General features: G+C 66.6%; 4 protein-coding genes and 1 other RNA gene. 3 read left to right on the plus strand and 2 right to left on the minus strand.

Annotated features, from left to right (window positions below):
* Positions 1-83: 83 nt before the first annotated feature.
* Positions 84-1,406, minus strand: a complete 1,323-nt coding sequence (locus V3B25_RS21945; RefSeq protein WP_329811310.1) for an aminopeptidase P N-terminal domain-containing protein — start codon at positions 1,404-1,406, stop codon at positions 84-86.
* Between the two features lie 5 nt (positions 1,407-1,411).
* On the minus strand, positions 1,412-1,960 hold the full coding sequence (locus V3B25_RS21950; protein ID WP_032128368.1) for a YecA family protein: 549 nt from the start codon (positions 1,958-1,960) through the stop codon (positions 1,412-1,414).
* A 153-nt stretch (positions 1,961-2,113) separates the two neighbouring features.
* Here V3B25_RS21950 and V3B25_RS21955 point away from each other — a divergent pair, with 153 nt between their 5' ends.
* From V3B25_RS21955 to ssrS, 3 genes are all read left to right on the plus strand, one after another.
* Positions 2,114-2,335, plus strand: a complete 222-nt coding sequence (locus V3B25_RS21955; RefSeq protein WP_005410898.1) for a TIGR02449 family protein — start codon at positions 2,114-2,116, stop codon at positions 2,333-2,335.
* The gene (locus V3B25_RS21960) at positions 2,332-2,628 is read left to right on the plus strand and encodes a cell division protein ZapA (RefSeq protein ID WP_005410899.1); all 297 of its coding nucleotides are present in this window, start codon (positions 2,332-2,334) and stop codon (positions 2,626-2,628) included. The genes V3B25_RS21955 and V3B25_RS21960 overlap by 4 nt, the downstream gene beginning before the upstream one ends.
* Positions 2,629-2,781: 153 nt before the next feature.
* Positions 2,782-2,967, plus strand: a non-coding RNA gene (gene ssrS / locus V3B25_RS21965) — 6S RNA.
* The last annotated feature ends 138 nt before the right edge of the window (positions 2,968-3,105 follow it).

The raw sequence follows: 3,105 nt of genomic DNA on the forward strand, positions 1-3,105 counted from the left end.
GCCATCCCACGGATAGCCCGCTTTGGCCTTGGCTTTGGCTGTTGCCTCTGCGGGTGCAGGGCTGCAAGCCCTGCCGAAACCCCTTACCCCGCCATCACCGCTTCAATCTCGTCAGCGCTGCGCGCCAGACCTTCGGTCAGCACGCGATGCCCGTCATCGGTGATCAGCACGTCATCCTCGGTACGGATGCCGATACCGCGCCAGCGCGGTTCCACCGTCGTATCGTCCACGCCGATATACAGCCCCGGCTCGATGGTGAATGCCATGCCCGGCTCCAGCAGGCGCGAATCGCCGGCCAGGCGATAGTCACCCACGTCGTGTACGTCCATGCCGATCCAGTGCCCGGTCTTGTGCCGGTAGAAACGCTGGTACAGGCCCTCGGACAGGTTCTTTTCCAGCGTGCCCTTCAGCAGGCCCAGCCGCAGCAGGCCTTCGGTCAGGGTCTGCACCGCCGCCAGGTGACCCATCTCGTAAGCCACGCCCGGCTTGGCCTGGGCCAGTGCCGCGGCCTGCGCGTCACCGACAAGGTCATGCAGCGCGCGCTGCTCGGCGCTGAAGCGGCCATTCACCGGGAACGTGCGGGTGATGTCGCTGGCATAGCCGCGGTATTCGGCACCGGCGTCGATCAGCACCAGCTCACCATCGCGCGAACGTGCGTTGTTGTCGCGGTAATGCAGGATGCAGCCGTTGCGACCTGCACCGACGATGCTGCAATAGGCCGGCACCGCGTCGTTGGCGCGGAACACGCGTTCCAGCTCCGCCTGCAGTTCGTACTCGTGGATGCCTGCCTTGGCCGCCTTCATTGCTGCCAGATGCGCACGTACACTGATCTGCGCGGCGTGGTGCATCAGCCCCACTTCGGCGCCGGACTTGAACAGGCGCTGCTCATGCAGCAGGTGGCCCAGCTCCAGGAACTCATGCGGCGGCTGCGCGCCGTGGCGCACCTGCGAACGCACGCGGTTGACCCAGCCGATCAGCTTCAGGTCGAAATCGGCGTCGCGGCCGAAGTGGTAATAGACGCGCGAACGCCCTTCCAGCAGGCCCGGCAGGATGTCGTCCAGATCGTCGATCGGGTACGCATCGTCCATGCCGTACTGCGCCACCGCGCCTTCCTGGCCGGCGCGGCTGCCGTCCCAGGCCTCGCGCTCGGCATCGCGCTCACGGCAGAACAGGATGGCCTCGCCGTGGCGGCGGCCCGGGATCAACACCAGCACCGCTTCCGGCTCCGGGAAGCCGCTCAGGTACTGGAAGTCCGAATCCTGCCGGAACGGGTAATGGGTATCGAGGCTGCGCACCTTCTCGGCCGCGGCGGGAAGCACCAGGATCGCATCCTCGCCGGCCATGTCCATCAGCTGGCGGCGCCGACGCTTGTATTCGCCGGCCGCGATGCCGGTGCGCTGCTTGATGTCCATCAGTTCAGGCGCTGCCGATGGCGCGAGGCCAGCACCACGTCACCGTGCAGCAGCAACACCGCCACGCGGATGAATTCCTCGATCTCGGACAGGGCTTCGTCATCGTCATCGCCACCGGCCTCGAAATCCTCGCTGGAGGCACGCGCCAGGCTGGCCATGTCGGTCAGCGCTTCTTCGCCCTCTTCGGACAGGGTCGGGCGGCGGCCGCCGCTGCCCAGGCCGAAGCCGCCCAGGAAGGAACGGGTCCAGCTGAACATGGCATCAGCCTGCGCGGACACGTCGTCGCCATCGGTCAGCAGCAGTTCGAAGGCGAAATCGCGGTCTTCCAGTTGCTTGATGGTGACCTGCAGCAGCTGCCCCAGCACGCTGTCGGCGGCCACCGGCGGCAGGTTGTCGTCGGCCAGCACACGCGCCGGCCAATCATTGCCGGGGGCACCACCGGCGGCCAGCCAGCCGCACAGTGCGCCGTGCAGCTCGGCAGCGGTGGCGCCCAGGCCCAGTTCCTGGCTGGCGCGGGTAACGTCGTCGACGGAGGGAAGTTCGGTCATCGTGCGGCTCGTTCGGAAAGGAAACCCGGGGCGCGCACGCGCGCGCCCGTGAGACCCCGTAGTGTAGCAACCCGACGGCATCCTCTCTGCGACCGTCAGGCCTTGCTGCGACAACGCTTGACCGCCCTTACCCGGCTTGCCTATCGTGCCCGTATGGAACCCGCCGATCCCCTTGCCCAGCTGCAGGACTTCGCTGCCCGCGTGGAAGCGTTGCTTGAACGCAACCAGCGCCTGGCCGAGGAGAACCGCAGCCTGCGCCACCAGCAGGAACAGCTGGTGGCCGAGCGTTCCACGCTGCTGGCCAAGAACGAGCAGGCACGCTCGCGGGTGGAAGCAATGATCAGCCGGCTCAAATCCCTGGAGCAGCACACATGAGCGCCGAACCGGTCAGTGTCCGCATCCTCGATCGTGAATACACCGTGGGTGTCGGCGGCGATGAACGCGACAGCCTGATGGCGGCCGCGCGCCTGCTCGACGCGCGCATGCGCGAAATCCGCGGCAGCAACCGCATGGCCGCGGTCGACCGCGTCGCCGTGCTGGCGGCGTTGAACCTGGCCCATGAACTGCAGCTGCTGCGCGACGAGAACGCCCGCCAGGCGGTGGCGCTGCAGCAGACGCTGGCCGACCTGAACCGGCGCCTGGACCGTGCGATTGACGGCACCCCGTAGAAGAGGGGACGGAGGGAATCAAGGCGCATTCGCCCCTTCCGTGCCGGAAACGTCTTAATCCCCCTCCGTCCCCTTTTCTCATATCTGAATTGGCACGGACTGTTGCCGACGAACGGCCTATCCAGATCCTGCGTGCTGGCTATAATGGCCACGCGTTCTCTGCGGTACTCGACGGCATGTGCAAACATTCGCCTTGTCCCTTAAGAACGACACCGGGAGCGCGACAGCGCCGGGAGTGCAGGTCCGCCTTGTAGCGGGAAGCCCGATGGTTCTCCAGCGTTCCCACTTGAGCCCCCGGGTTCAAGGTCGTTTCGCATGCATCGACATTGCGGAGAATGCAATATTCCAGCAAGGGCGGCGTCTTCGGGCGTCGCCCTTGTTCTTTCCGGCACAATGACGGCTGATCCTTGCCGCACGCTGCCATGACCGACCCGCGCCAGGCCCTGCGCCACGACCTGCGGCAACGCCGCCGCGACC

The organism is Stenotrophomonas sp. SMYL8, from assembly GCF_036320065.1.
Classification (GTDB): domain Bacteria; phylum Pseudomonadota; class Gammaproteobacteria; order Xanthomonadales; family Xanthomonadaceae; genus Stenotrophomonas; species Stenotrophomonas maltophilia_A.

Bases quoted from the DNA above. Each gene is read 5' to 3' on its own strand.
- V3B25_RS21955 (WP_005410898.1), top strand. From the start codon at position 2,114: ATGGAACCCGCCGATCCCCTTGCCCAGCTGCAGGACTTCGCTGCCCGC.
- V3B25_RS21960 (WP_005410899.1), top strand. From the start codon at position 2,332: ATGAGCGCCGAACCGGTCAGTGTCCGCATCCTCGATCGTGAATACACC.
- V3B25_RS21950 (WP_032128368.1), bottom strand. From the start codon at position 1,960: ATGACCGAACTTCCCTCCGTCGACGACGTTACCCGCGCCAGCCAGGAA.